Source organism: Fontimonas sp. FW305-C-3 (assembly GCF_058783185.1).
Genome location: NZ_JBYSYK010000001.1, coordinates 795464 through 817358, shown reverse-complemented (window position 1 = coordinate 817358; position 21895 = coordinate 795464). Strand labels below are relative to the sequence as shown.

Below are 21895 nucleotides of genomic sequence, written 5' to 3'. Positions count from 1 at the left end.
CCTTGTCTCGATTAGCCCAGGATTTCTTCGAGGGTCTTGCCACGCTTGGCGGCAATCTCGGCGGGCATGTTCAGGCCGGTCAGCGCGTCCATCGTGGCGCGAACCAGGTTGATCGGGTTGCGCGAACCGAAGGACTTGGCGAGCACGTTCTGCACACCGGCCACTTCGAACACAGCGCGCATCGCACCGCCGGCGATCACGCCGGTACCTTCCGAAGCCGGGCGCAGGAAGACCTTCGAGGCGCCATGGCGGCCCCAGATCTCGTGCTGCACGGTCGAATCACGCAGCTGCACCGAAACCATGCTCTTGCGAGCCTGTTCCATCGCCTTCGAGATCGCAGCCGGCACTTCGCGCGCCTTGCCGTAACCGAAACCGACGCGGCCGGCGCCATCGCCAACGACCGTCAGCGCAGTAAAGGCGAACTGCTTACCGCCCTTGACCGTCTTCGAGACGCGGTTGACGGTGATCAGCTTCTCTTTGAGATCGCTGCCCTGCGAATCGTCGTAGTTCATGTGGTTTGCCATTTCTTAGAACTCCAGGCCGGCTTCACGCGCGGCATCAGCCAGCGCCTTGATGCGACCATGAAACTGGAAGCCGCTGCGATCAAACGCAACCTTGGTGATGCCCTTGGCCTTGGCGCGCTCCGCAATCGTGGCGCCAATCTTCTTGGCGGCTTCGACGTTGCTCGTGGCCTTCAGGCCGGCAGCCAGATCCTTCTCGACCGTCGAGGCGGCAACCAGCGTCTGCGAAGCGTCCGGCGCGATGATCTGCGCATAGATGTGCTGCGAAGTGCGGTGCACGGAGAGGCGGTGAGCGCCGAGCTCACGGATGTGAGCGCGGGTCTTGCGCGCGCGGCGCAGTCGGGTTTCATTCTTGTCTTTCATTGCCAAATGCTCTTTGGTTTTGAGGCTTGAAAAGTGCTGCGCGCTTTGGTGGGTTTTAGGCCCACCAGTCTACGCAGCACCGTATGCGTGTGGACTGCTTACTTCTTCTTCGCTTCCTTCATGACAACCTTCTCGTCGGAGTAGCGAACGCCCTTGCCCTTGTACGGCTCAGGCGGACGGAAGCGACGGATGTCGGAAGCAACCTGACCCACCATCTTCTTGTCCGCGCCCTTGACGATGATTTCCGTCTGGGTAGGGGTTTCGACAGTGATGCCGGCGGGAATCGGATACTCAACCGGGTGCGAGAAGCCGAGGCTGAGGTTCAGCTTCGGGCCTGCCGCGGCAGCGCGGTAGCCGACGCCGACCAGGTTGAGCTTGCGCACATAACCGGTCGACACGCCAACCACAGCGTTGTTGAGAATGGCGCGCGCCGTACCGGCGGCCATGCCATTGCTCTTGATGGAATCGGCATTGATCGTGGCCACGCCGGCGTCGACGTCGATCTTGACGTTGCGCGGAATCGTGACGGTGACCGAAGCCTTGGCACCCTTGACGGTGATCTGGCCGTCGACGGCAGAAATCTGCACGCCGGCGGGCAAGGTGATCGGCATTTTACCTACGCGGGACATTGCTCGATCTCCTTAGGCAACGATGCAGATGATTTCGCCGCCCTGGCCGCTCGCGCGAGCCTGACGGTCGCTGACGACGCCGCTCGGGGTCGACACAATGGCCACGCCCAGGCCGCCCTGCACTTTCGGCAGTTCGTCCTTGCCGCGGTACACGCGCAGCGCCGGACGCGAAATGCGTTCGATGCTCGCGATGACCGGCTTGCCGCCGTAGTACTTCAGCGTCAGGGTGATGGTCTTCTTCACGCCCTCGGTGCTCACCGAGAAGTCGGCGATGTAGCCTTCGCTCTTGAGAACGGCGGCAATCGACTCCTTGACCTTCGAGGAAGGCGACACGATCTGCTTCTTACGGGCGCTCTGCCCGTTGCGGATACGCGTCAGAAAGTCGGCAATAGGATCAGTCATGCTCATGTTTGCTAAACCTCTTACCAGCTCGCCAGCTTCAGGCCGGGAATCTCACCGCGCATCGCGGCCTCACGCAACTTGTTGCGACCCAGCTTGAACTTCTTGTACACGCCACGCGGGCGGCCGGTCAGAGCGCAGCGCGTGCGCTGACGCGTCTTGCTGGAATCGCGCGGCATCTTCTGCAGCGCAACGACAGCCTTGTCCTTTTCCTCGGCACTCGCCGTAACGCTGCTGATCAGCGTCTTCAGCTTGGCGCGCTTCTTGGCGTAGCGCTTGTTGAGTTCGGCGCGGGTCTTTTCGCGCTCGATCATGCTGGTCTTGGCCATGGGATCGCCTTACTTGCGGAACGGGAAGCGGAATGCTTCGAGGAGGGCCTTGCCCTGCTCGTCCGTCTTCGCGGTGGTGGTGATGGTGATGTTCATGCCGCGCATCGCGTCAACCTTGTCGTACTCGATTTCCGGAAAAATGATCTGTTCCGTGATACCGAAGTTGAAGTTGCCGCGACCGTCGAAGCCACGTGCCGGGATGCCGCGGAAGTCGCGGATACGCGGCAGAGCGACGCTGATCAGGCGCTCCAGGAATTCGTACATGCGCTCGCCGCGCAGCGTGACCTTGACGCCGACCGGGTAGTTCTCGCGAACCTTGAACGCCGCGATAGCGATACGGGTCTTCGTCACCACCGGCTTCTGGCCGGCGATCGCGGTCATGTCGGCCACGGCGTTCTCGATGATCTTGCGATCCGAGGTCGCTTCGCCCACGCCCATGTTGAGCGTGATCTTCGAGATGCGCGGGACTTCCATCACGCCGACGCCCAGCTTGGACTGGAGGGCCGGGGAGATCTTCTCGCGGTAATGCGTCTGCAGATTAGCTGTCATGGTCGACTCTTAACCGTCCACCAGCGCTTTGGTGGATTTGAAAAAACGTACCTTGCGGTCGCCTTCCGTGCGGATGCCGACGCGATCGGCCTTGCCGGCCTTGGCGTTCCACAGCGCAACGTTGGAGATGTCGATCGGCATTTCCTTCTCGACAACGCCACCGGCAACACCGGCATTCGGGTTCGGCTTCTGATGCTTCTTGGCAATGTTGATGCCTTCAACCATCAGATGACCGGAAGCAAGCACTTGCGTGACCTTGCCGCGACGGCCCTTGTCCTTGCCCGTGATGACGACGACTTCGTCGTCCTTGCGAATCTTGTTCATGGCTTTCGCTCTCTTACAGCACTTCAGGTGCCAGCGACACGATCTTCATGAAACGGTCGCGCAGTTCGCGCGTCACCGGTCCGAAGATACGGGTGCCCAGCGGTTCCAGCTTGGTCGACACCAGCACGGCGGCGTTCGAGTCGAAGCGGATCACCGAACCATCGGCGCGCTTGATCGGGAACTTGGTGCGCACGACAACGGCGTCATGCACTTCGCCCTTCTTGACCTTGCCGCGCGGGATTGCGTCCTTGATCGTGACTTTGATCAGATCGCCCACGCCGGCGTAACGGCGGTAGGTCGAACCCTTGACCTGGATCACCTGCATCAGGCGCGCGCCGCTGTTGTCGGCAGCCACCAGAAACGATTCTTGCTGAAGCATGGCTTAGGCTCCCTGCTGCTGTTGCAGTGCGCTGGCCTGTTCCAGCACTTCGACGAGGCAGAAGTGCTTGGTGGCCGACAGCGGACGGGTCTCGACGATCGCAACCAGGTCGCCCTCGTTGCAGACGTTGTTTTCGTCATGCGCACGCAGCTTGGTCGAACGGCGCAGCATCTTGCCGTACACCGGGTGGCGCTCCTTGCGCTCGACCAGGACCGTGATGGTCTTGTCGGCCTTGTTGCTGACGACGCGGCCGACGATGCGGCGCTTGGCTTTGGTCTGTTCTTCGCTCATGACGCGGACACCGTGTTCTTGGCCTGCTGAGCCACGACAGTCTTCAGACGGGCAATCTTCTTGCGCACGTCGCGGACCAGATGGGACTGACCACCCTGGCCCGTCGCCTGCTGCATGCGCAGATTGAACTGCTCCTTGCGCAAGGCTTCGAGTTCAGTGGCAAGGCCCGCAGCGTCTTTGGCGCGGAGGGACTTTGTATATTCCTGAGCTTTCATTACATGATCGTCCGGTTAACGAACGTGGTCTTCACCGGCAGCTTCGCTGAAGCGAGACGGAATGCCTCGCGCGCGGTGACTTCATCCACACCTTCCATTTCGTAGAGCACTTTGCCCGGCTGAACCTTGGCAACCCAGTACTCGACGTTGCCCTTACCGGAGCCCATGCGGACTTCGAGAGGCTTCTTGGTGACCGGCACGTCCGGGAAGATGCGGATCCACACCTTGCCACCGCGCTTGATGTAGCGCGTGATGACTCGGCGCGCCGCTTCGATCTGGCGTGCGGTGATACGACCACGCTCGGTGGTCTTCAGGCCCCACTCGCCGAAGCTGACCTTGTTGCCGGTCAGCGCCATGCCAGTGTTGGTGCCTTTACGTTGCTTGCGAAACTTTGTGCGCTTGGGCTGCAGCATTGCAGTCTTCTCCGTCGTTTAGGCCGAAACGGCCTCGGCGGCTTCATTCCGGTTCGTCTGGGCGTCGAACACTTCGCCCGTGAACACCCACACCTTGACGCCGATGATGCCGTACTGCGTCCGCGCTTCGCCCGTCGAATAATCGATGTGGGCGCGCAGCGTGTGAAGCGGCACGCGACCTTCGCGATACCACTCCGTGCGGGCGATTTCGGCGCCGTTCAGACGGCCACCGACCTGAATCTTGATGCCGCCGGCGCCGATGCGCATAGCGTTCTGCACGGCGCGCTTCATTGCGCGGCGGAACATGATGCGGCGCTCGAGCTGCTGAGCAACGCCATCGGCGATCAGCTTGGCGTCGAGCTCCGGCTTGCGGATTTCTTCGACCGACAGATGCACCGAATCAGTCTTGAGGCCCATGATCTTGGCCACTTCCTGCTTCAGCTTCTCGATGTCTTCGCCTTTCTTGCCGATGACAATGCCGGGGCGCGCCGTGTGAATCGTCACGCGGGCGGACTTGGAAGGACGGTCGATCTGGATGCGCGAGACCGATGCCTGGGCGAGCTTCTTCACAAGGTACTGGCGAACCGCCATGTCCTTGAGCAGAGTTTCGCCGTAGGCGCTGCGCTCGGCGTACCAGTTCGAAGTCCACTTCGTGCTGATACCGAGGCGAAAACCGTTCGGATTGACTTTATGACCCATGGTTCTCTCTTGCAGTTGACGTCGACGGCTTAGTGGCCGTCAGACACCCTGATCGTGATGTGGCTGGTCGGCTTGACGATGCGGTCAGCACGGCCCTTCGCGCGCGGCATGATGCGCTTGAGGACCGGCCCCTGGTCGATGAAGATCTCTGCGACCTTCAACTCATCGACATCGGCGCCATGATTGTTCTCGGCGTTGGCAATCGCGGATTCCAGAACCTTGCGGATCAGGCCAGCCGGCTTGCGCGTCGAAAACTTCAAAATGTTCAGAGCTTCGTCAACCTTCTTGCCGCGAACCAGATCAGCAATCACGCGGCCCTTCTTGGGCGACAGACGAACGAACTTCAAAACGGCTTGAGTCTGCATGGCTGATCCTTACTTGGAAGCCTTGTCGGCCGCGTGACCCTTGAAGGTCCGCGTCGGCGCAAATTCGCCGAGCTTGTGGCCAACCATGTTGTCGGTAACGAACACCGGCATGTGCTGCTTGCCGTTGTGCACCTGGATCGTCAGACCGACGAAATCAGGCGTGATCATGGAACGGCGCGACCAGGTCTTGATCGGACGCTTGACCCGCTGCGACTGCATATCTTCCACCTTCTTGGCGATATGGTGGTCGACGAACGGGCCCTTCTTAACGGAACGTGGCATGGCCTAGTGTCCTGCTTACTTCTTCGAATGGCGGCTACGCACGATGAACTGCTGCGTGCGCTTGTTATTGCGGGTCTTGAGGCCCTTGGCCTGCTGACCCCAGGGGCTGACCGGATGCGGATTACCCTGACCGGAACGGCCTTCACCACCACCATGCGGATGGTCGACCGGGTTCATGACGACACCGCGGACGGTCGGACGGATGCCCAGCCAACGCTTGGCACCGGCCTTGCCGAATTGGCGCAGGTTGTGCTCGTTGTTGCTGACTTCGCCGATGGCGGCGCGGCACTCGGCCAGCACCTTGCGCATTTCACCGGAGCGCAGGCGCAGCGAGACATACTCGCCATCGCGGGCGACCAGCTGCACGGCGGCGCCGGCGGAGCGCGCAATCTGCGCACCCTTGCCCGGACGCATCTCGACGCAGTGGATCGTCGAACCCAGCGGGATGTTGCGCATCGGCAGCACGTTGCCCGGCTTGATCGGCGCGTCGGAACCCGACTGCACCGTGTCGCCTTCGGCGAGGCCACGCGAAGCAATGATGTAGGTGCGCTCGCCGTCGGCGTAGCACAGCAGCGCGATGTGAGCAGAACGGTTCGGATCGTATTCGATGCGCTCAACCTTGGCCGGGATACCGTCCTTGGCGCGCTTGAAATCGACGACGCGATAGTGCTGCTTGTGACCACCACCCTTGTGGCGGGTGGTGATGTGACCGTTGTTGTTACGGCCACCGTTACGCTTCTGCTTCTCGAGCAGCGGGGCGTGCGGTTCGCCCTTCCACAGACCCGGGGTGACCACTTTGACAACGTGGCGGGTACCCGGTGATGTCGGCCGCAGCTTGACCAATGGCATGGTCTTGTCCTCTTAGTTCGCGCCGCCGGCCAGGAAGTCGATTTCCTGACCCTGGGCGAGCGTGACGTAAGCCTTCTTCCAATCCGAACGACGGCCGATGGACTGGCCGAAACGCTTGGTCTTGCCCTTCACGTTGCTCGTGCGAACTTCTTCAACCTTGACGCTGAAGAGCTTTTCGACGGCAAGCTTGATTTCGGGCTTCTCGGCATCGCGGAGCACCTTGAACACGGCGGTATTCGACTTTTCAGCCGCGCGCGTGCCCTTTTCGGAGATCACCGGTCCGAGGATCACCTGATGCAGGCGATCAACTGCTGACTTGTACTTGCTCATTGCAGCCAGGCCTCCAGCTTCTTGACCGCATCAGCCGTCATCAGCACTTTCTTGTGGCTGAGCAGCGTGACCGGGTTGATCGCCTCGACGTCGCACACGGCAACATGCGGGATGTTGCGGGCGGAGAGGAACAGGTTCTTGTCCAGTTCGCCGGTGACGATCAGGATGTCGTTGGCTTCGAGCTTGGCGAGCTGCGTGCTCAGGCTCTTGGTCTTGACGGCATCGACCGTGAAGGTCTCGGCAACGATCAGATGGCCCTGACGGGTCAGTTCGGCAACGATCGAACGGATGGCGCCGCGGTACATCTTGCGGTTGACCTTCTGCGAGAAATCGCGCGGAACTGCAGCGAAGGTCTTGCCGCCGCCACGCCACAGGGGCGAGCGGATGGAGCCGGCGCGTGCGCGGCCGGTGCCCTTCTGCTTCCAGGGCTTCTTGCCGCCGCCGGAAACCATCGCCTTGCTCTTCTGCGCCTTGGTGCCGGCGCGACCGCCCGCCAGGTACGCCGTGACGACCTGGTGGATCAGGGGTTCGTTGTAGTCGACCCCGAAGATAGCGTCGGAAACGCTGAGTTTGGCGGTGCTGTTATGTAGTTGAATATCCATAGCCGTTTTTCCCCAGTGAGCCTTATGCCTTCACCGTGGGGCGCACGATGACTTCGCCATTCGTAGCGCCCGGCACAGCCCCCTTGACCAACAGGAGGTTGCGTTCGTTATCAATCTTGACCAGGTCAAGGTTCAGCGCCGTCACATGGTCAGAACCCATGTGGCCGCCCATCTTCTTGCCCTTGAATACGCGACCCGGACTCTGACGCTGACCGATAGAACCCGGCGAACGATGCGAGAGCGAGTTACCGTGGCTGGCGCGACCGCCACCAAAGTTCCAGCGCTTCTGCACACCCGCCGTGCCCTTACCCTTGGAGACGCCGCTGACGTCGACAGCCTTTACGCCGTCAAAACGCTCAACCTTGATCTCCGAACCCAGCTGCAGGTCTTCGCCTTCGTTATCTTCGAGGCGGATTTCCCAGACACTGCGACCGGCGGCAACGCCAGCCTTCTTGAAGTGACCTGCCTGAGCCTTGGTGACATGGCTGGCCTTCACTTCACCGACGGCGACCTGTACAGCGCGGTAGCCATCGTTCTCAACAGTCTTGACCTGAGACACGCGGTTAGGCGTGCACTCGATTACGGTCACCGGAATGGCAGCCCCGGCATCGGTGAAGATGCGGGTCATGCCGACCTTGCGGCCCACAATTGCGATCGTCATGTCAGTCTCCTTAGCTCAGCGAGATCTGAACTTCGACGCCCGCGGGGAGGTCGAGTTTGGAGAGCGCGTCCACGGTCTTTTCCGTGGGATCGACGATCTGCATGAGCCGCTTGTGCGTGCGGATTTCGTACTGGTCACGCGCGTCCTTGTCGACGTGCGGCGATACCAGGATGGTGAAGCGTTCCTTGCGCGTGGGCAGCGGGATGGGCCCGCGCACGACGGCGCCGGTACGCTTCGCGGTTTCAACGATCTCTCGAGCCGACTTGTCAATCAGTCGGTGGTCGAAAGCCTTGAGCCGGATGCGAATAGATTGGCTTGTCGCGGCCATGCTGTGTCTTCCGGATTAAAGAGCGTGGAGCAAAAGGGGCGCGAATTCTATTCGCGCCCCGGATAAATGTAAAGCCCTAAGGCTTAACTTTGTTACTTACGGAGCCAGAATCTTCGTGACGACGCCGGCGCCGACGGTACGACCGCCTTCACGGATGGCGAAACGAACACCCTCTTCCATGGCGATCGGGTTGATCAGCTCAACCGTCATCTGAACGTTGTCGCCCGGCATCACCATTTCCTGCGCGAACTCGATCGAGCCCGTCACGTCCGTGGTGCGGAAGTAGAACTGCGGACGGTAACCCTTGAAGAACGGCGTGTGACGACCGCCCTCTTCCTTGGTCAGAACGTACACTTCGCCGTTGAACTTGCCGTGCGGCTTGATGCTGCCCGGCTTGCACAGAACCTGGCCGCGCTCGACGTCTTCCTTCTTCGTGCCGCGCAGCAGGATGCCCACGTTGTCGCCCGCCTGGCCCTGGTCGAGCAGCTTGCGGAACATTTCAACGCCAGTGACGATCGTCTTGGCGGTGTCGCGGATGCCGACGATTTCGACTTCTTCGCCAACCTTGACGATGCCGCGCTCGATACGGCCGGTGACCACCGTGCCGCGGCCCGAGATCGAGAACACGTCTTCGATCGGCAGCAGGAAGGCCTTGTCGGTCTCGCGCTGCGGTTCCGGAATCCAGGTGTCGATCGCGTTGTACAGCTCTTCGAGCTTGGCAACCCAGGCGGCGTCGCCGGCAATGGCCTTGGTGGCCGAGCCGCGGATGACCGGGGTGTTGTCGCCGTCGAAACCGTACTTCGACAGCAGGTCGCGCACTTCCATCTCGACCAGGTCCAGAAGCTCAGCGTCTTCCACCAGATCGCACTTGTTCAGCCACACCACGATCTTCGGAACGTTGACCTGCTTGGCCAGCAGGACGTGCTCGCGGGTCTGCGGCATCGGGCCGTCAACCGCCGACACGACCAGGATCGCGCCGTCCATCTGCGCGGCGCCCGTGATCATGTTCTTCACGAAGTCCGCGTGTCCCGGGCAGTCGACGTGCGCGTAGTGACGGTTCGCGGTTTCGTATTCAACGTGCGACGTCGCGATCGTCAGGATCTTCGTCGCGTCGCGACGGCCCTGCGATTCCGATGCCTTCGCAACCTGGTCATACGGAACGTAGTTCGTGCCGTACTTGTCCGCCGACACCTTCGTCAGCGCCGCCGTCGTCGTCGTCTTGCCGTGGTCAACGTGGCCAATCGTTCCCACGTTCACGTGCGGCTTGTTGCGTTGAAACTTTTCCTTCGACATTGTCGCTTCCTCTACAGATGCTGGGGTCGTTCAGACCACCGGGTGGTTTGGATACTTTGCTTAGGACTTCTTGGTCAGCGTGGCGATCACGTTCGCCGGCGCTTCCTGGTACTTCTTGAATTCCATCGTGTAGGTTGCGCGACCCTGGCTCTGCGAGCGCAGCGAGGTCGAGTAACCGAACATCTCGGAGAGCGGCACCTCGGCGCGGATAACCTTGGCGCCGTAGTTATCGTCCATGCCGAGGATCATGCCGCGACGACGGTTGAGGTCGCCCATGACATCGCCCATGTAGTCTTCCGGCGTTTCGACTTCAACGCCCATGATCGGCTCGAGGATGACCGGCTTGGCCTTCTGGCAGCCGTCCTTGAACGCCATCGACGAAGCGACGCGGAACGCGATTTCGCTGGAGTCGACGTCGTGGTACGAACCATCGAACAGGGTGATCTTGACGTCCACGACCGGATAACCGGCGAGCACGCCGCTCTTGATCGCGTCCTTCAGGCCCTTGTCGACGCCCGGGATGAATTCCTTGGGAATCGCGCCGCCAACGATGCCGTTGACGAACTCGTAGCCCTTGCCCGGTTCCTGCGGCTCGATGCGGAGCCAGACGTGACCGAACTGGCCCTTACCGCCGGACTGCTTGGCGTACTTGCCTTCCTGCTCGACCGAGGTACGGATGGTTTCGCGGTAAGCCACCTGCGGCGCACCGACGTTGGCTTCCACGCCGTACTCGCGCTTCATGCGGTCGACGAGAATTTCGAGGTGCAGCTCGCCCATGCCGGACATGATGGTCTGGCCGGTTTCCTCGTCGGTGAAGACGCGGAACGAGGGATCTTCCTGAGCGAGACGCGACAGCGCGACGCCCATCTTTTCCTGGTCGGCCTTGGTCTTCGGCTCGACGGCCTGGCTGATGACCGGCTCCGGGAACACCATGCGCTCGAGGACGACCGGCTGCTTGAGGTCGGCCAGCGTGGTGCCGGTGAAGACGTCCTTGAGGCCGACGCAGGCGGCGATATCGCCGGCGCGCACTTCGTCGATCGCCTGCTGCTCGTTGGCGTGCATCTGCACCAGACGGCCGATGCGCTCGTTCTTGCCGTTACGCGAGTTGTAGACCGAGTCGCCCTGCTTGAGGGTGCCCGAGTACACGCGGATAAAGGTCAGCGCGCCGACGTACTTGTCGGTCATGATCTTGAACGCCAGCGCCGAGAACGGCTCGTCGTCGTTCGCCTTGCGCGCGATCAGGGTGTCGTAATCGTCGACATCGTGCGCATCGAGCGCCGGGACGTCGGTCGGGGCCGGCAGATACTCGACGACCGCGTCGAGCATGGCCTGCACGCCCTTGTTCTTGAACGCCGAGCCGCACAGCATCGGGAAGATTTCGAGCGCAAGGGTACGCTGACGCAGCGCGCCCTTGATCTCTTCCTCGGACAGGTCGCCCTGTTCGAGATACTTGTTCATCAGGTCTTCGCTGGCTTCCGCCGCGGCTTCGACCATGTTCTCGCGCCACTTCTTGGCGGTCTCGACCAGCTCGGCCGGGATCTCGCCATAGGTGAACGTCGCGCCCTTGTCGGCTTCGCTCCAGATGATCGCCTTCATCTTGACGAGATCGACGACGCCCTGGAAGTTGTCTTCCGCGCCGATCGGAATCTGGATCGGCACCGGGTTGGCGCGGAGCTTTTCCTTGATCTGCTTGACGACCTTGAAGAAGTCGGCGCCGGTGCGGTCCATCTTGTTGACGAACGCAAGGCGCGGGACCTTGTACTTGGTGGCCTGGCGCCACACGGTCTCGGACTGCGGCTGCACGCCGCCGACGGCGCAGTACAGCATGCACGCGCCATCGAGCACGCGCATGGAGCGTTCGACTTCGATCGTGAAGTCAACGTGTCCCGGGGTGTCGATGATGTTGATGCGGTGCTGGTCGAACTGGTTGCCCATGCCCTTCCAGAACGTCGTCACGGCAGCCGACGTGATGGTGATGCCGCGCTCCTGCTCCTGTTCCATCCAGTCCGTCGTCGCGGCACCGTTGTGCACTTCGCCGAGCTTGTGGTTGATACCGGTGTAGAACAGGACGCGCTCGGTCGTGGTGGTCTTGCCGGCGTCGATGTGCGCGGAGATACCGATGTTGCGGTAGCGCTCGATAGGGGTCGTGCGTGCCATTTTGGGACTCTTTTAAGAACGAAACGCCGCCCGGATGGGCGGCGGCGCGCTAAACAATGTGATGGGCTTGCCGGAAGCAGGCTTACCAGCGGAAGTGCGAGAACGCCTTGTTGGCTTCCGCCATCTTGTGCGTGTCTTCGCGCTTCTTGACCGCGGCACCGCGGTTTTCGGCGGCATCCATCAGCTCGCCGGCCAGGCGGTTTTCCATGCCCTGCTCGCCACGCTTGAGCGCGGCGTCGATGACCCAGCGCATGGCCAGGGTCGTGCGGCGGCTGGCGCGGACTTCGACCGGCACCTGATAGGTCGCACCACCGACGCGGCGGGACTTGACCTCGACCATCGGCGCGACGTTGTCGAACGCGCTCTGCAGGTATTCCGCCGGAGCGTCGACCTTCTTCTTGTCGGCAACCTGGCCCAGCGCGCCGTAAACGATCTTTTCAGCAACAGCCTTCTTGCCGTCTTCCATCACCATGTTGACGAACTTGGAGACGAGCTGGCTCTTGTACTTCGGATCCGGCAGAACCTTGCGGATTTCTGGCTTACGACGACGCGACATGATGAATTCCTTGTTGGGTCTTCAGGCGCAGAAAATCTGCGCCTTACTCGGGCAAATGCCCGTCTTACTTCTTCTTTGCTGCAGCAGCCGCGCCTTCCTTCGGGCGCTTGGCGCCGTACTTGGAACGGCTCTGGCGGCGCTTGTCGATACCCGCGCAGTCCAGCGCACCGCGAACGGTGTGGTAGCGGACACCGGGAAGATCTTTTACGCGACCGCCGCGAATCATGACGACGGAGTGCTCCTGCAGGTTGTGGCCTTCGCCACCGATGTAGGAGATGACTTCGAAACCGTTCGTCAGACGCACCTTGCACACCTTACGGAGCGCCGAGTTCGGCTTCTTCGGGGTGGTGGTGTAAACGCGGGTGCAGACACCGCGCTTCTGAGGCGAGCCAGTGAGCGCCGGCACCTTGCTCTTGGGGACAAGAGTGCTGCGACCGTTGCGCACTAACTGATTGACTGTTGGCACGTTATGAACTTCCCAGCTTGACAAAGAAAAGACGCACCCTCAGCAGAGGGCCGTCGGGAAAGGGCGCGCATCATATAGGCCGGCGCAAGTGGAGTCAACGGCCATTCCCTGGCGTCGGGCTCACTTTGCGACGATCCGATGAGGCTGATGGGCCCGCTCGCGGAACCGGCCACCTGGCCTGTCCCGATCCTGCAAAAAACAGGACCCCGGCGAACCGGGGTCCCTTGTTCAGAGACCGCTCCGGCCTTATTCGCCGGCGCTTTCTTCTTCCGATTCGCTGCCGCGGCTACTGCTCGCCTCGGCTTCATCGCCGTCGACGGCCAGCGAACGGGTCGCCAGACGCTCGCCCGAGTTCGCCTCGAAGCTGCCGGTGCTGCGCAGCGCGGACGCCTGCAGCTCGGCCAGCAGGTTGCCGCCGCGCGACTTGCGGCGCTGGTCGTGATAAGCCAGACCGGTACCGGCCGGGATCAGACGACCGACGATGACGTTCTCCTTCAGGCCGCGCAGCTCGTCGCGCGAACCGCGCACCGAGGCTTCCGTGAGCACGCGGGTGGTCTCCTGGAACGAGGCCGCCGAGATGAACGACTCGGTCGACAGCGAAGCCTTGGTGATACCCAGCAGCTGTCGGTCGTAGCGCGCCGCGCGCTCGCCCTTGCCTTCGAGACGCTTGTTCTCGGCCAGCACCTGGAAGATTTCGACCTGCTCGCCCTGGAGGAACTTGCTGTCGCCAGTTTCGGTGATTTCAACCTTGCGCAGCATCTGACGAACGATCGTCTCGATGTGCTTGTCGTTGATCTTCACGCCCTGCAGGCGATAGACGTCCTGGATTTCCTTGACGAGGTAGTTCGCCAGTGCGACGACGCCCTGCAGGCGCAGGATGTCGTGCGGGCTCGGCTCGCCGTCGGAGATGATTTCGCCGCGCTCGACGGATTCACCTTCGAACACGCGGATGTCGATCCACTTCGGCACCAGGATTTCGACTTCTTCGCCGTCGGCCTGGACGATCTTGATGCGCTGCTTGCCCTTGGTCGCGGTACCGAACTTGATCGTGCCCGAGGTTTCGGCGAGAACCGCCGGTTCCTTCGGCTTGCGCGCTTCGAAGAGGTCGGCGACGCGCGGCAGACCGCCCGTGATGTCGCGCGACTTCGAGGCTTCCTGCGGGATACGCGCGATCGTGCCACCGACCTTCACTTCGTCGCCGTCTTCAACGGTGACGATGGCCTTCGGCGGCAGGGTGTACGCGGCCGGAATGTCGGTGCCGGCAAACGTCAGCTGCTTGCCCTTGGCATCGACCAGCATGATCGTCGGCTTGAGGTCCTTGGCCGCCGAACCACGGGTCTTCGGATCGGTGATGACCAGCGTTGCAACGCCGGTCAGCGGATCGGTTTCGCGGGTCACGGTCAGGCCTTCGGTGAAGTCCTGGAACTTCACGAAACCGCCGAGCTCGGTGACGATCGGGTGAGTGTGCGGATCCCACTTGGCCAGACGCTGGCCGCCGTTCACTTCGTCGCCTTCCTTGACCAGGATGGTTGCGCCGTAAGGAATCTTGTAACGCTCGCGCTCGCGACCGTTGGCGTCGATCAGGCCGATTTCACCGGAGCGGCTGACCGCCACCAGATGACCTTCGACGTTCTTGACCGATTTGATGTTGTGCACGCGCACCGTACCGGCAGCACGGGCGTCGATGCCGTCGGCCGAAGCCGCACGCGAAGCCGCACCACCGACGTGGAAGGTACGCATCGTCAGCTGCGTGCCCGGCTCACCGATCGACTGCGCGGCGATGACGCCGACCGCTTCGCCGATGTTGACGCGATGGCCACGGGCCAGATCGCGACCGTAGCAGTTGGCGCAGACGCCGAACGGCAGTTCGCAGGTGATCGGCGAACGCACCCAGATCTCGTCGATCGAGTTGCGCTCCAGCGTGTCGGCCCAGGCTTCGTCGATGATCGTGCCGGCCGGGATCGCGACTTCGTCGGTGCCCGGCTTGTACGCATCGCGCTGGATCACGCGACCCAGCACGCGATCGCGCAGCGCTTCGAGGACGTCGCCGCCTTCGACGATCGGCATCATCAGCAGACCCTGATCGGTGCCGCAGTCTTCGCCGATGACGACCATGTCCTGCGCAACGTCGACCAGACGGCGCGTCAGGTAACCCGAGTTCGCGGTCTTCAAGGCCGTGTCGGCCAGACCCTTACGAGCACCGTGGGTCGAGATGAAGTACTGCAGAACGTTCAGACCTTCGCGGAAGTTCGCGGTGATCGGCGTCTCGATGATCGAGCCGTCCGGCTTGGCCATCAGGCCGCGCATACCGGCGAGCTGACGAATCTGCGCCTGCGAACCGCGGGCGCCGGAGTCGGCCATCATGAACACCGAGTTGAAGGACGCCTGCTCGACGACCTTGCCTTCCTTGTTCGTGACCTTTTCCTTGCCGATCTTGGTCATCATCGCCTTGGCGACGTCGTCGTTCGCACGCGACCAGATGTCGATGACGCGGTTCTTGCGCTCGCCGCCGGTCGTCAGACCCTGGTTGTACTCGACGTCGACTTCCTTGACCTTGGCTTCCGCCGCTTCAAGGATGCCGGCCTTCTCTTCCGGAATGATGATGTCGTCGAGGCAGAAGCTGATGCCCGCCTTGGTCGACATGCGGAAACCGGTGTACATCATCTGGTCGGCGAAGATCACCGTGTCCTTCGTGCCGGAGCGACGATAGACGTAGTTGATGACGCGCGAGATTTCCTTCTTGGTCAGCGTCTTGTTGACGACCGCGAACGGCACGCCTTCGGGCACGACTTCCGACAGCAGCGCGCGACCGGTGGTCGTTTCGACCAGGTGATAGACCGCTTCGCCGGCTTCGGTCCAGTCGTGCAGACGGACCTTGATCTTGGCCTGCAGATCGACCTGACGGTTCTCGTAAGCGCGATGCACTTCGGAAACGTCGGAGAAGATCATGCCTTCGCCGAGCGCACCGACGCGCTCACGCGACAGCCAGTACAGACCGAGCACGACGTCCTGCGACGGCACGATGATCGGATCGCCCGACGCCGGCGACAGGATGTTGTTGGTCGACATCATCAGCACGCGCGCTTCGAGCTGGGCTTCCAGCGAGAGCGGGACGTGGACGGCCATCTGGTCGCCGTCGAAGTCGGCGTTGAACGCCGTGCAGACCAGCGGATGCAGCTGGATCGCCTTGCCTTCGATGAGGATCGGCTCGAACGCCTGGATGCCGAGACGGTGCAGGGTCGGTGCGCGGTTGAGCAGCACCGGATGTTCCTTGATGCACTCTTCGAGCGAATCCCAGACCTGGGCTTCCTCGCGCTCGACCATCTTCTTGGCGGCCTTGATCGTGGTCGCGATGCCCAGACGCTGCAGGCGCGAGAACACGAACGGCTTGAACAGCTCGAGCGCCATCTTCTTCGGCAGACCGCACTGGTGCAGCTTCAGCGTCGGGCCGACCACGATGACCGAACGGCCGGAGTAGTCGACGCGCTTGCCGAGCAGGTTCTGGCGGAAGCGGCCCTGCTTGCCCTTGATCATGTCGGCGAGCGACTTGAGCGGGCGCTTGTTGGTGCCGGTGATCGCACGGCCACGGCGGCCGTTGTCGATCAGCGCGTCAACCGATTCCTGCAGCATGCGCTTTTCGTTGCGGACGATGATGTCCGGCGCGGTCAGCTCGAGCAGGCGCTTGAGACGGTTGTTGCGATTGATGACGCGGCGGTACAGATCGTTGAGATCCGAGGTCGCGAAGCGGCCGCCATCGAGCGGCACGAGCGGACGCAGGTCCGGCGGCAGCACCGGCAGCACCGTCATGATCATCCACTCCGGACGGTTGTTGGAGTGGATGAAGTACTCGATCAGCTTCAGGCGCTTGGCCAGCTTCTTGATCTTGGTTTCCGAATTCGTCGAGTTCAGCTCTTCGCGCAGGCGAACGGCTTCCGACGGCAGGTCGATGTTCTTCAGCAGGTCATGGACCGCTTCGGCGCCCATGCGGGCATCGAACTCGTCGCCATATTCCTCGACGGAGTTCAGATAGTCTTCTTCGGTCAGCAGCTGGCCACGCTCGAGCGAGGTCAGGCCCGGATCGACGACGATGTGTGCTTCGAAGTACAGCACGCGTTCGATGGCGCGCAGCGGCATATCGAGCAGCAGGCCGATACGCGACGGCAGCGACTTGAGGAACCAGATGTGGGCAACCGGCGACGCGAGGTCAATATGCCCCATGCGCTCGCGGCGCACCTTCTGCACGGTGACTTCAACGCCGCACTTCTCGCAGACGACGCCGCGATGCTTGAGGCGCTTGTACTTGCCGCACAGGCACTCGTAATCCTTGATCGGTCCGAAGATCTTGGCGCAGAACAGGCCGTCGCGCTCAGGCTTGAACGTGCGGTAGTTGATCGTCTCAGGCTTCTTGACCTCACCGTACGACCAGGAACGGATGACCTCGGGCGAGGACAGGCCGATCTTGATGGCGTCGAAGTCTTCCTGCTCTTCGGGATTGCGGATCAGATTGAACAAATCTTTCATGGGTGACTCCTGATGCTGCTCGGCTAGACGGTGGTTTGACAGCTCGCGGCTGAAGGCAAAGCCTTCAGCCGCCCAGCGCCAGCCTTATTGGTTCTGTTCCAGTTCGATGTTCAGACCGATCGAGCGGATTTCCTTCACGAGAACGTTGAAGGATTCCGGCATACCGGCCACCATGCGGTGGTCGCCATCGACGATCGACTTGTACATGCGCGTGCGGCCATTGGTGTCGTCGGACTTCACCGTCAGCATTTCCTGCAGGGTGTACGCCGCGCCATAGGCTTCCAGCGCCCAGACTTCCATCTCACCGAAGCGCTGACCGCCGAACTGCGCCTTACCACCCAGCGGCTGCTGTGTGACGAGGCTGTACGGACCGGTCGAACGCGCGTGCATCTTGTCGTCGACGAGGTGGTTGAGCTTGAGCATGTACATGTAGCCGACCGTGACCTTGCGCGAGAACTCCTCGCCGGTACGGCCGTCGGTCAGCTGCGCCTGGCCGGTCTGCGGCAGGCCGGCGAGTTCGAGCATCTGCTTGATCTCGCTTTCGACCGCGCCGTCGAACACCGGCGTTGCGATCGGCACACCGCCGGTCAAGTTCTTCGCCATCGTGATGACTTCCTGGTCGCTGAAGTCGTCCATCGCCACCGAGGCGACACCGTTGCCGGTCTTGTTGTAGACCTGGTCGAGGAACTTGCGCAATTCACCGACGGCGTTCTGCTGCTGCAGCATGCCATCGATCTTCTTGCCGATGCCCTTGGCTGCCCAGCCCAGATGGACTTCGAGCAGCTGACCGATGTTCATACGCGAAGGCACGCCCAGCGGGTTGAGCACGATGTCGACCGGCGTACCGTCCGCCATGTGCGGCATGTCCTCGACCGGGACGATCATCGAGATGACGCCCTTGTTACCGTGACGGCCGGCCATCTTGTCGCCCGGCTGGATGCGGCGCTTCACGGCCAGGTAGACCTTGACCATCTTCAGCACGCCCGGCGAGAGCTCGTCGCCCGACTGGATCTTGCGCTTCTTGTCCTCGAAACGCTTGTCGAACTCCGAACGCATGTCCTTGAGCTGCTTATTGGCAGCTTCCAGCAGGTTCTGCGCGGCGTCGTCGGCCAGGCGGATCTCGAACCACTTGTCGCGCTCGACCGAATCCAGGTACTCGGCGTCGATCTTGGCGCCCTTCTTCAGCTTGTTCGGGCCGCCGTCGGCCGCCTTGCCGAGCAGGATCTTGCGCAGACGATCGTAGATATCGTCCTCGAAGATGCGCTGCTGGTCGGCCAAGTCCTTGCGGACCTGCGCCAGTTCGCTTTCTTCGATCGCCAGCGCGCGCTTGTCCTTTTTGACGCCTTCGCGGGTGAACACGCGGACGTCGATGACGGTACCGTCCATGCCGGCCGGCACGCGCAGCGAGGTGTCCTTCACGTCGGAAGCCTTCTCGCCGAAGATCGCGCGGAGCAGCTTCTCTTCCGGCGTCAGCTGGGTCTCGCCCTTCGGCGTGACCTTGCCGCACAGCAGATCGCCCGCCTTCACTTCCGCACCGATGTAGACGATGCCGGATTCGTCGAGCTTGCGCAGCGCGGCTTCGTTGACGTTCGGGATGTCGGCCGAGATGTCTTCCGGTCCGAGCTTGGTTTCACGCGCGACGCAGGTCAGCTCTTCGATGTGGATCGTCGTGAAACGATCTTCCTCGACGACGCGCTCCGAGATCAGGATCGAGTCTTCGAAGTTGTAGCCGTTCCAGGGCATGAACGCGATCAGCATGTTCTGGCCGAGGGCCAGCTCACCGAGATCGGTCGACGGACCATCGGCCACCACGTCGCCGCGCGCGATGCGGTCGCCCGGACGCACGATCGGCTTCTGGTTGATGCAGGTGTTCTGGTTCGAGCGGATGTACTTGACGAGGTTGTAGATGTCGACGCCGGCTTCGCCCGCGGTCGTCTCGTCGTCGTTGACGCGCACGACGATACGCGCAGCGTCGACCTTCTCGACGACACCGCCACGCTTGGCCTGGATTGCGTTGCCGGAGTCGACGGCGACGCGGCGCTCGACACCGGTACCGACCAGCGGCTTTTCGCTGCGCAGCGTCGGGACGGCCTGGCGCTGCATGTTCGAGCCCATGAGGGCACGGTTGGCGTCGTCATGCTCAAGGAACGGAATCAGTGCGGCGGCAACCGACACGATCTGGCGCGGCGAAACGTCCATGTACTGGACATTGGCCGGACCCATCATCGTGAATTCGTTCTGGAAGCGGACCGAAACCAGATCCGACTTGAACTTGCCCTTGGCATCCAGCTCCGAGTTCGCCTGCGCGATCACGTAGCGGCCTTCTTCGATCGCCGACAGGTATTCGACGTCCTGCGTGACACGGCCGTCGACGACCTTGCGATAGGCAGTTTCGAGGAAGCCGTAGTCGTTGGTCCGCGCGTAGCAGGCCAGCGAGTTGATCAGACCGATGTTCGGGCCTTCCGGCGTCTCAATCGGGCAGACGCGGCCGTAGTGGGTCGGATGCACGTCGCGGACTTCGAAGCCGGCGCGCTCACGCGTCAAGCCGCCCGGTCCGAGGGCCGACACGCGACGCTTGTGCGTGACTTCCGACAGCGGGTTGTTCTGGTCCATGAACTGCGACAGCTGCGACGAACCGAAGAACTCCTTGATCGCCGCCGAAACCGGCTTGGCGTTGATCAGATCCTGCGGGGTCAGGTTCTCGGCTTCGGCCAGCGCCAGACGCTCGCGCACGGCGCGCTCGACGCGCACCAGGCCGGTGCGGAACACGTTCTCGGCCATTTCGCCGACCGCACGGATGCGGCGGTTGCCGAGATGGTCGATGTCGTCGGTGTGCTGCTCGCCGTTGCGGATCGCGATGATCTCGCGGACGACTTCGATGATGTCCGAATGCTCGCGGCCGAACTTGGCAAACAGGCCCTTCGAGAATTCATCGTTGAACTTGGAGAACAGCTCACCGTCGTACACCACGCCCGGACCTTCGACAGCGTCACGGCGCAGACGGCGATTGAACTTCATGCGGCCGACGGCGGACAGGTCGTACTTCTCCGGCGAGAAGAACATGCCGTGGAACAGCGTCTCGGCGGCGTCCTTGGTCGGCGGTTCGCCGGGGCGCATCATGCGATAGATTTCGACCAGCGCCTCGAGCTTGTTCTTGGTGCCGTCGATGTTCAGCGTCGTCGAGATGTACGGCCCCTTGTCGACGTCGTTGACGTACAGGGTCGGCACTTCGGCCACGCCGGATTCGCGCAGCTTGGCCAGCAGGTTGGCCGTCATCTCGGTGTTGGCGGTGGCGATGACTTCACCAGTGCCCTTGGCGACCAGATCACGCGCGATGATCTTGCCTTCGAGATAGTTGTCCGGCACATGCAGGCGCTTGAGGCCGGCGTCGGCAATCAGCTTGATGTGGCGAGCGGTGATCAGCTTGCCCTGCTCGACCAGCATCTTGGTGCCGTCGGTGATGTCGAACTGCGCCTTCTCGCCCTTGAGGCGTTCCGGCACCAGTTCCATGCTCGCGCCGTCGGCATCGAGGCGGAACAGGTTCTGCTCGTGGAACATCGCGAGCATCTGTTCGTTGTTGTAGCCGAGCGCACGCAGTACCACCGTCACCGGCAGTTTGCGGCGACGGTCGATACGCGCGAACAGGTTGTCCTTCGGGTCGAACTCGAAGTCCAGCCAGGAGCCGCGGTACGGAATGATGCGGGCGCTGTACAGCAGCTTGCCGGAGCTGTGCGTCTTGCCCTTGTCGTGATCGAAGAACACGCCGGGCGAACGGTGCAGCTGCGAAACGACAACGCGCTCGGTACCGTTGATGATGAAGGTGCCGTGGTCGGTCATGAGCGGCACTTCGCCGAGATAGACCTCCTGCTCACGGACGTCCTTGACGCGCTTTTCCTTCGACTCGCGATCGAAGATCACCAGGCGCACGGTGACCTTCAGCGGTGCAGCGTAGGTCATGCCACGGACGCGGCATTCCTTCTCGTCGAACGTCGGCTCGTCGAAGCGATACTTGACGAACTCCAGCGCCGCGGCGCCGTTGTACGACGACATCGGGAACACGGACTTGAACGAGGCCTGCAAGCCCGCGTCGCGGCGCTTGGAAGGTTGGGCCTCCGCCTGCAGGAAGTGGCGGTAGGAATCGATCTGCGTCGACAGCAGATACGGGATTTCCAGCGTTTCCTTCAGCTTGCTGAAGTCCTTGCGGATGCGCTTCTTCTCGGTAAACGAGTAGGCCATGGCGTGCGTTACCTCTGTGTACAGCTTGGGGATTCGGGAATCGGGAATCGTGTCGCCGGCATCAAGCCCGCGAGATCACGATTCCCCATTGCCGCTTCCAGCAAGACATCTAACGAAACGCGCAAACCCTGGCCGGAG

General features: G+C 62.1%; 25 protein-coding genes. All 25 read right to left on the bottom strand.

The window, feature by feature from the left end; genetic code table 11:
* Positions 1-11: 11 nt before the first annotated feature.
* A complete protein-coding gene (rpsE, locus tag AC3WUF_RS03835) occupies positions 12-524 on the bottom strand; it encodes a 30S ribosomal protein S5 (RefSeq protein ID WP_492422581.1) in 513 nt (170 codons plus the stop codon).
* A 3-nt stretch (positions 525-527) separates the two neighbouring features.
* Positions 528-884: a 50S ribosomal protein L18 gene (gene rplR / locus AC3WUF_RS03830; RefSeq protein ID WP_492422579.1), complete on the bottom strand. Its 357-nt coding sequence runs from the start codon at positions 882-884 to the stop codon at positions 528-530.
* A 98-nt stretch (positions 885-982) separates the two neighbouring features.
* Complete coding sequence (rplF, locus tag AC3WUF_RS03825) at positions 983-1513, bottom strand: 50S ribosomal protein L6 (protein ID WP_492422577.1); 531 nt, start codon at positions 1511-1513, stop codon at positions 983-985.
* Between the two features lie 12 nt (positions 1514-1525).
* Positions 1526-1921 (bottom strand): 30S ribosomal protein S8, encoded by a 396-nt coding sequence (rpsH, locus tag AC3WUF_RS03820; RefSeq protein ID WP_492422575.1) that lies wholly within the window; start codon positions 1919-1921, stop codon positions 1526-1528.
* Between the two features lie 14 nt (positions 1922-1935).
* Positions 1936-2241: a 30S ribosomal protein S14 gene (rpsN, locus tag AC3WUF_RS03815; RefSeq protein ID WP_492422573.1), complete on the bottom strand. Its 306-nt coding sequence runs from the start codon at positions 2239-2241 to the stop codon at positions 1936-1938.
* Between the two features lie 9 nt (positions 2242-2250).
* Complete coding sequence (rplE, locus tag AC3WUF_RS03810; RefSeq protein ID WP_492422571.1) at positions 2251-2790, bottom strand: 50S ribosomal protein L5; 540 nt, start codon at positions 2788-2790, stop codon at positions 2251-2253.
* Between the two features lie 9 nt (positions 2791-2799).
* Positions 2800-3114: a 50S ribosomal protein L24 gene (gene rplX, locus AC3WUF_RS03805; protein ID WP_492422569.1), complete on the bottom strand. Its 315-nt coding sequence runs from the start codon at positions 3112-3114 to the stop codon at positions 2800-2802.
* 13 nt (positions 3115-3127) lie between these two features.
* Entirely contained in the window at positions 3128-3493 is a 366-nt protein-coding gene (rplN, locus tag AC3WUF_RS03800) for a 50S ribosomal protein L14 (protein ID WP_492422567.1), read from the bottom strand.
* A gap of 3 nt (positions 3494-3496) precedes the next feature.
* The gene (rpsQ, locus tag AC3WUF_RS03795; RefSeq protein WP_492422565.1) at positions 3497-3784 is read right to left on the bottom strand and encodes a 30S ribosomal protein S17; all 288 of its coding nucleotides are present in this window, start codon (positions 3782-3784) and stop codon (positions 3497-3499) included.
* The gene (gene rpmC / locus AC3WUF_RS03790; RefSeq protein ID WP_492422563.1) at positions 3781-3999 is read right to left on the bottom strand and encodes a 50S ribosomal protein L29; all 219 of its coding nucleotides are present in this window, start codon (positions 3997-3999) and stop codon (positions 3781-3783) included. Before rpmC ends, rpsQ begins: the two co-directional genes overlap by 4 nt.
* Entirely contained in the window at positions 3999-4412 is a 414-nt protein-coding gene (gene rplP / locus AC3WUF_RS03785) for a 50S ribosomal protein L16 (protein ID WP_492422561.1), read from the bottom strand. Before rplP ends, rpmC begins: the two co-directional genes overlap by 1 nt.
* 18 nt (positions 4413-4430) lie before the next feature.
* Positions 4431-5111 carry a 30S ribosomal protein S3 gene (gene rpsC / locus AC3WUF_RS03780; RefSeq protein WP_492422559.1) on the bottom strand — a complete coding sequence of 227 codons (681 nt, stop codon included), beginning with the start codon at positions 5109-5111 and terminating at the stop codon, positions 4431-4433.
* A gap of 29 nt (positions 5112-5140) precedes the next feature.
* A complete protein-coding gene (rplV, locus tag AC3WUF_RS03775) occupies positions 5141-5476 on the bottom strand; it encodes a 50S ribosomal protein L22 (RefSeq protein ID WP_492422557.1) in 336 nt (111 codons plus the stop codon).
* Positions 5477-5485: 9 nt separating this feature from the next.
* Positions 5486-5758 (bottom strand): 30S ribosomal protein S19, encoded by a 273-nt coding sequence (gene rpsS / locus AC3WUF_RS03770; RefSeq protein ID WP_492422555.1) that lies wholly within the window; start codon positions 5756-5758, stop codon positions 5486-5488.
* 15 nt (positions 5759-5773) lie between these two features.
* Entirely contained in the window at positions 5774-6607 is an 834-nt protein-coding gene (rplB, locus tag AC3WUF_RS03765) for a 50S ribosomal protein L2 (RefSeq protein WP_492422553.1), read from the bottom strand.
* Between the two features lie 12 nt (positions 6608-6619).
* On the bottom strand, positions 6620-6937 hold the full coding sequence (rplW, locus tag AC3WUF_RS03760) for a 50S ribosomal protein L23 (protein WP_492422551.1): 318 nt from the start codon (positions 6935-6937) through the stop codon (positions 6620-6622).
* The gene (gene rplD, locus AC3WUF_RS03755) at positions 6934-7539 is read right to left on the bottom strand and encodes a 50S ribosomal protein L4 (RefSeq protein WP_492422549.1); all 606 of its coding nucleotides are present in this window, start codon (positions 7537-7539) and stop codon (positions 6934-6936) included. Before rplD ends, rplW begins: the two co-directional genes overlap by 4 nt.
* Before the next feature lie 22 nt (positions 7540-7561).
* Positions 7562-8200: a 50S ribosomal protein L3 gene (gene rplC, locus AC3WUF_RS03750; protein WP_492422547.1), complete on the bottom strand. Its 639-nt coding sequence runs from the start codon at positions 8198-8200 to the stop codon at positions 7562-7564.
* Between the two features lie 10 nt (positions 8201-8210).
* Positions 8211-8528, bottom strand: coding sequence for a 30S ribosomal protein S10 (gene rpsJ, locus AC3WUF_RS03745; RefSeq protein WP_492422545.1), 318 nt, complete (start codon positions 8526-8528; stop codon positions 8211-8213).
* Positions 8529-8624: 96 nt separating this feature from the next.
* Positions 8625-9821 (bottom strand): elongation factor Tu, encoded by a 1197-nt coding sequence (gene tuf, locus AC3WUF_RS03740; RefSeq protein WP_492422521.1) that lies wholly within the window; start codon positions 9819-9821, stop codon positions 8625-8627.
* A gap of 60 nt (positions 9822-9881) precedes the next feature.
* Entirely contained in the window at positions 9882-11978 is a 2097-nt protein-coding gene (gene fusA, locus AC3WUF_RS03735; protein WP_492422543.1) for an elongation factor G, read from the bottom strand.
* Between the two features lie 82 nt (positions 11979-12060).
* On the bottom strand, positions 12061-12534 hold the full coding sequence (rpsG, locus tag AC3WUF_RS03730) for a 30S ribosomal protein S7 (RefSeq protein ID WP_492422541.1): 474 nt from the start codon (positions 12532-12534) through the stop codon (positions 12061-12063).
* Between the two features lie 64 nt (positions 12535-12598).
* Positions 12599-13000, bottom strand: a complete 402-nt coding sequence (gene rpsL / locus AC3WUF_RS03725; RefSeq protein ID WP_492422539.1) for a 30S ribosomal protein S12 — start codon at positions 12998-13000, stop codon at positions 12599-12601.
* A gap of 246 nt (positions 13001-13246) precedes the next feature.
* Positions 13247-17521 carry a DNA-directed RNA polymerase subunit beta' gene (gene rpoC / locus AC3WUF_RS03720; protein ID WP_492422537.1) on the bottom strand — a complete coding sequence of 1425 codons (4275 nt, stop codon included), beginning with the start codon at positions 17519-17521 and terminating at the stop codon, positions 13247-13249.
* An 84-nt stretch (positions 17522-17605) separates the two neighbouring features.
* Complete coding sequence (rpoB, locus tag AC3WUF_RS03715; protein ID WP_492422535.1) at positions 17606-21757, bottom strand: DNA-directed RNA polymerase subunit beta; 4152 nt, start codon at positions 21755-21757, stop codon at positions 17606-17608.
* Positions 21758-21895: the final 138 nt, after the last annotated feature.

What these genes read in the sequence shown, in the direction of transcription:
- rpsJ (WP_492422545.1), bottom strand. Translation starts at nt 8,528, where the DNA reads ATGGCCGCGACAAGCCAATCTATTCGCATCCGGCTCAAGGCTTTCGAC.
- rplR (WP_492422579.1), bottom strand. Translation starts at nt 884, where the DNA reads ATGAAAGACAAGAATGAAACCCGACTGCGCCGCGCGCGCAAGACCCGC.
- rplW (WP_492422551.1), bottom strand. Translation starts at nt 6,937, where the DNA reads ATGAGCAAGTACAAGTCAGCAGTTGATCGCCTGCATCAGGTGATCCTC.
- fusA (WP_492422543.1), bottom strand. Translation starts at nt 11,978, where the DNA reads ATGGCACGCACGACCCCTATCGAGCGCTACCGCAACATCGGTATCTCC.
- rpsQ (WP_492422565.1), bottom strand. Translation starts at nt 3,784, where the DNA reads ATGAGCGAAGAACAGACCAAAGCCAAGCGCCGCATCGTCGGCCGCGTC.
- rpsN (WP_492422573.1), bottom strand. Translation starts at nt 2,241, where the DNA reads ATGGCCAAGACCAGCATGATCGAGCGCGAAAAGACCCGCGCCGAACTC.
- rpsS (WP_492422555.1), bottom strand. Translation starts at nt 5,758, where the DNA reads ATGCCACGTTCCGTTAAGAAGGGCCCGTTCGTCGACCACCATATCGCC.
- rpsE (WP_492422581.1), bottom strand. Translation starts at nt 524, where the DNA reads ATGGCAAACCACATGAACTACGACGATTCGCAGGGCAGCGATCTCAAA.
- rplX (WP_492422569.1), bottom strand. Translation starts at nt 3,114, where the DNA reads ATGAACAAGATTCGCAAGGACGACGAAGTCGTCGTCATCACGGGCAAG.
- rplN (WP_492422567.1), bottom strand. Translation starts at nt 3,493, where the DNA reads ATGCTTCAGCAAGAATCGTTTCTGGTGGCTGCCGACAACAGCGGCGCG.
- rplV (WP_492422557.1), bottom strand. Translation starts at nt 5,476, where the DNA reads ATGCAGACTCAAGCCGTTTTGAAGTTCGTTCGTCTGTCGCCCAAGAAG.
- rpoB (WP_492422535.1), bottom strand. Translation starts at nt 21,757, where the DNA reads ATGGCCTACTCGTTTACCGAGAAGAAGCGCATCCGCAAGGACTTCAGC.
- rpsC (WP_492422559.1), bottom strand. Translation starts at nt 5,111, where the DNA reads ATGGGTCATAAAGTCAATCCGAACGGTTTTCGCCTCGGTATCAGCACG.
- rpoC (WP_492422537.1), bottom strand. Translation starts at nt 17,521, where the DNA reads ATGAAAGATTTGTTCAATCTGATCCGCAATCCCGAAGAGCAGGAAGAC.
- tuf (WP_492422521.1), bottom strand. Translation starts at nt 9,821, where the DNA reads ATGTCGAAGGAAAAGTTTCAACGCAACAAGCCGCACGTGAACGTGGGA.
- rplP (WP_492422561.1), bottom strand. Translation starts at nt 4,412, where the DNA reads ATGCTGCAGCCCAAGCGCACAAAGTTTCGCAAGCAACGTAAAGGCACC.
- rplD (WP_492422549.1), bottom strand. Translation starts at nt 7,539, where the DNA reads ATGGATATTCAACTACATAACAGCACCGCCAAACTCAGCGTTTCCGAC.
- rplC (WP_492422547.1), bottom strand. Translation starts at nt 8,200, where the DNA reads ATGACGATCGCAATTGTGGGCCGCAAGGTCGGCATGACCCGCATCTTC.
- rplE (WP_492422571.1), bottom strand. Translation starts at nt 2,790, where the DNA reads ATGACAGCTAATCTGCAGACGCATTACCGCGAGAAGATCTCCCCGGCC.
- rpsH (WP_492422575.1), bottom strand. Translation starts at nt 1,921, where the DNA reads ATGAGCATGACTGATCCTATTGCCGACTTTCTGACGCGTATCCGCAAC.
- rpmC (WP_492422563.1), bottom strand. Translation starts at nt 3,999, where the DNA reads ATGAAAGCTCAGGAATATACAAAGTCCCTCCGCGCCAAAGACGCTGCG.
- rplF (WP_492422577.1), bottom strand. Translation starts at nt 1,513, where the DNA reads ATGTCCCGCGTAGGTAAAATGCCGATCACCTTGCCCGCCGGCGTGCAG.
- rplB (WP_492422553.1), bottom strand. Translation starts at nt 6,607, where the DNA reads ATGCCATTGGTCAAGCTGCGGCCGACATCACCGGGTACCCGCCACGTT.
- rpsG (WP_492422541.1), bottom strand. Translation starts at nt 12,534, where the DNA reads ATGTCGCGTCGTCGTAAGCCAGAAATCCGCAAGGTTCTGCCGGATCCG.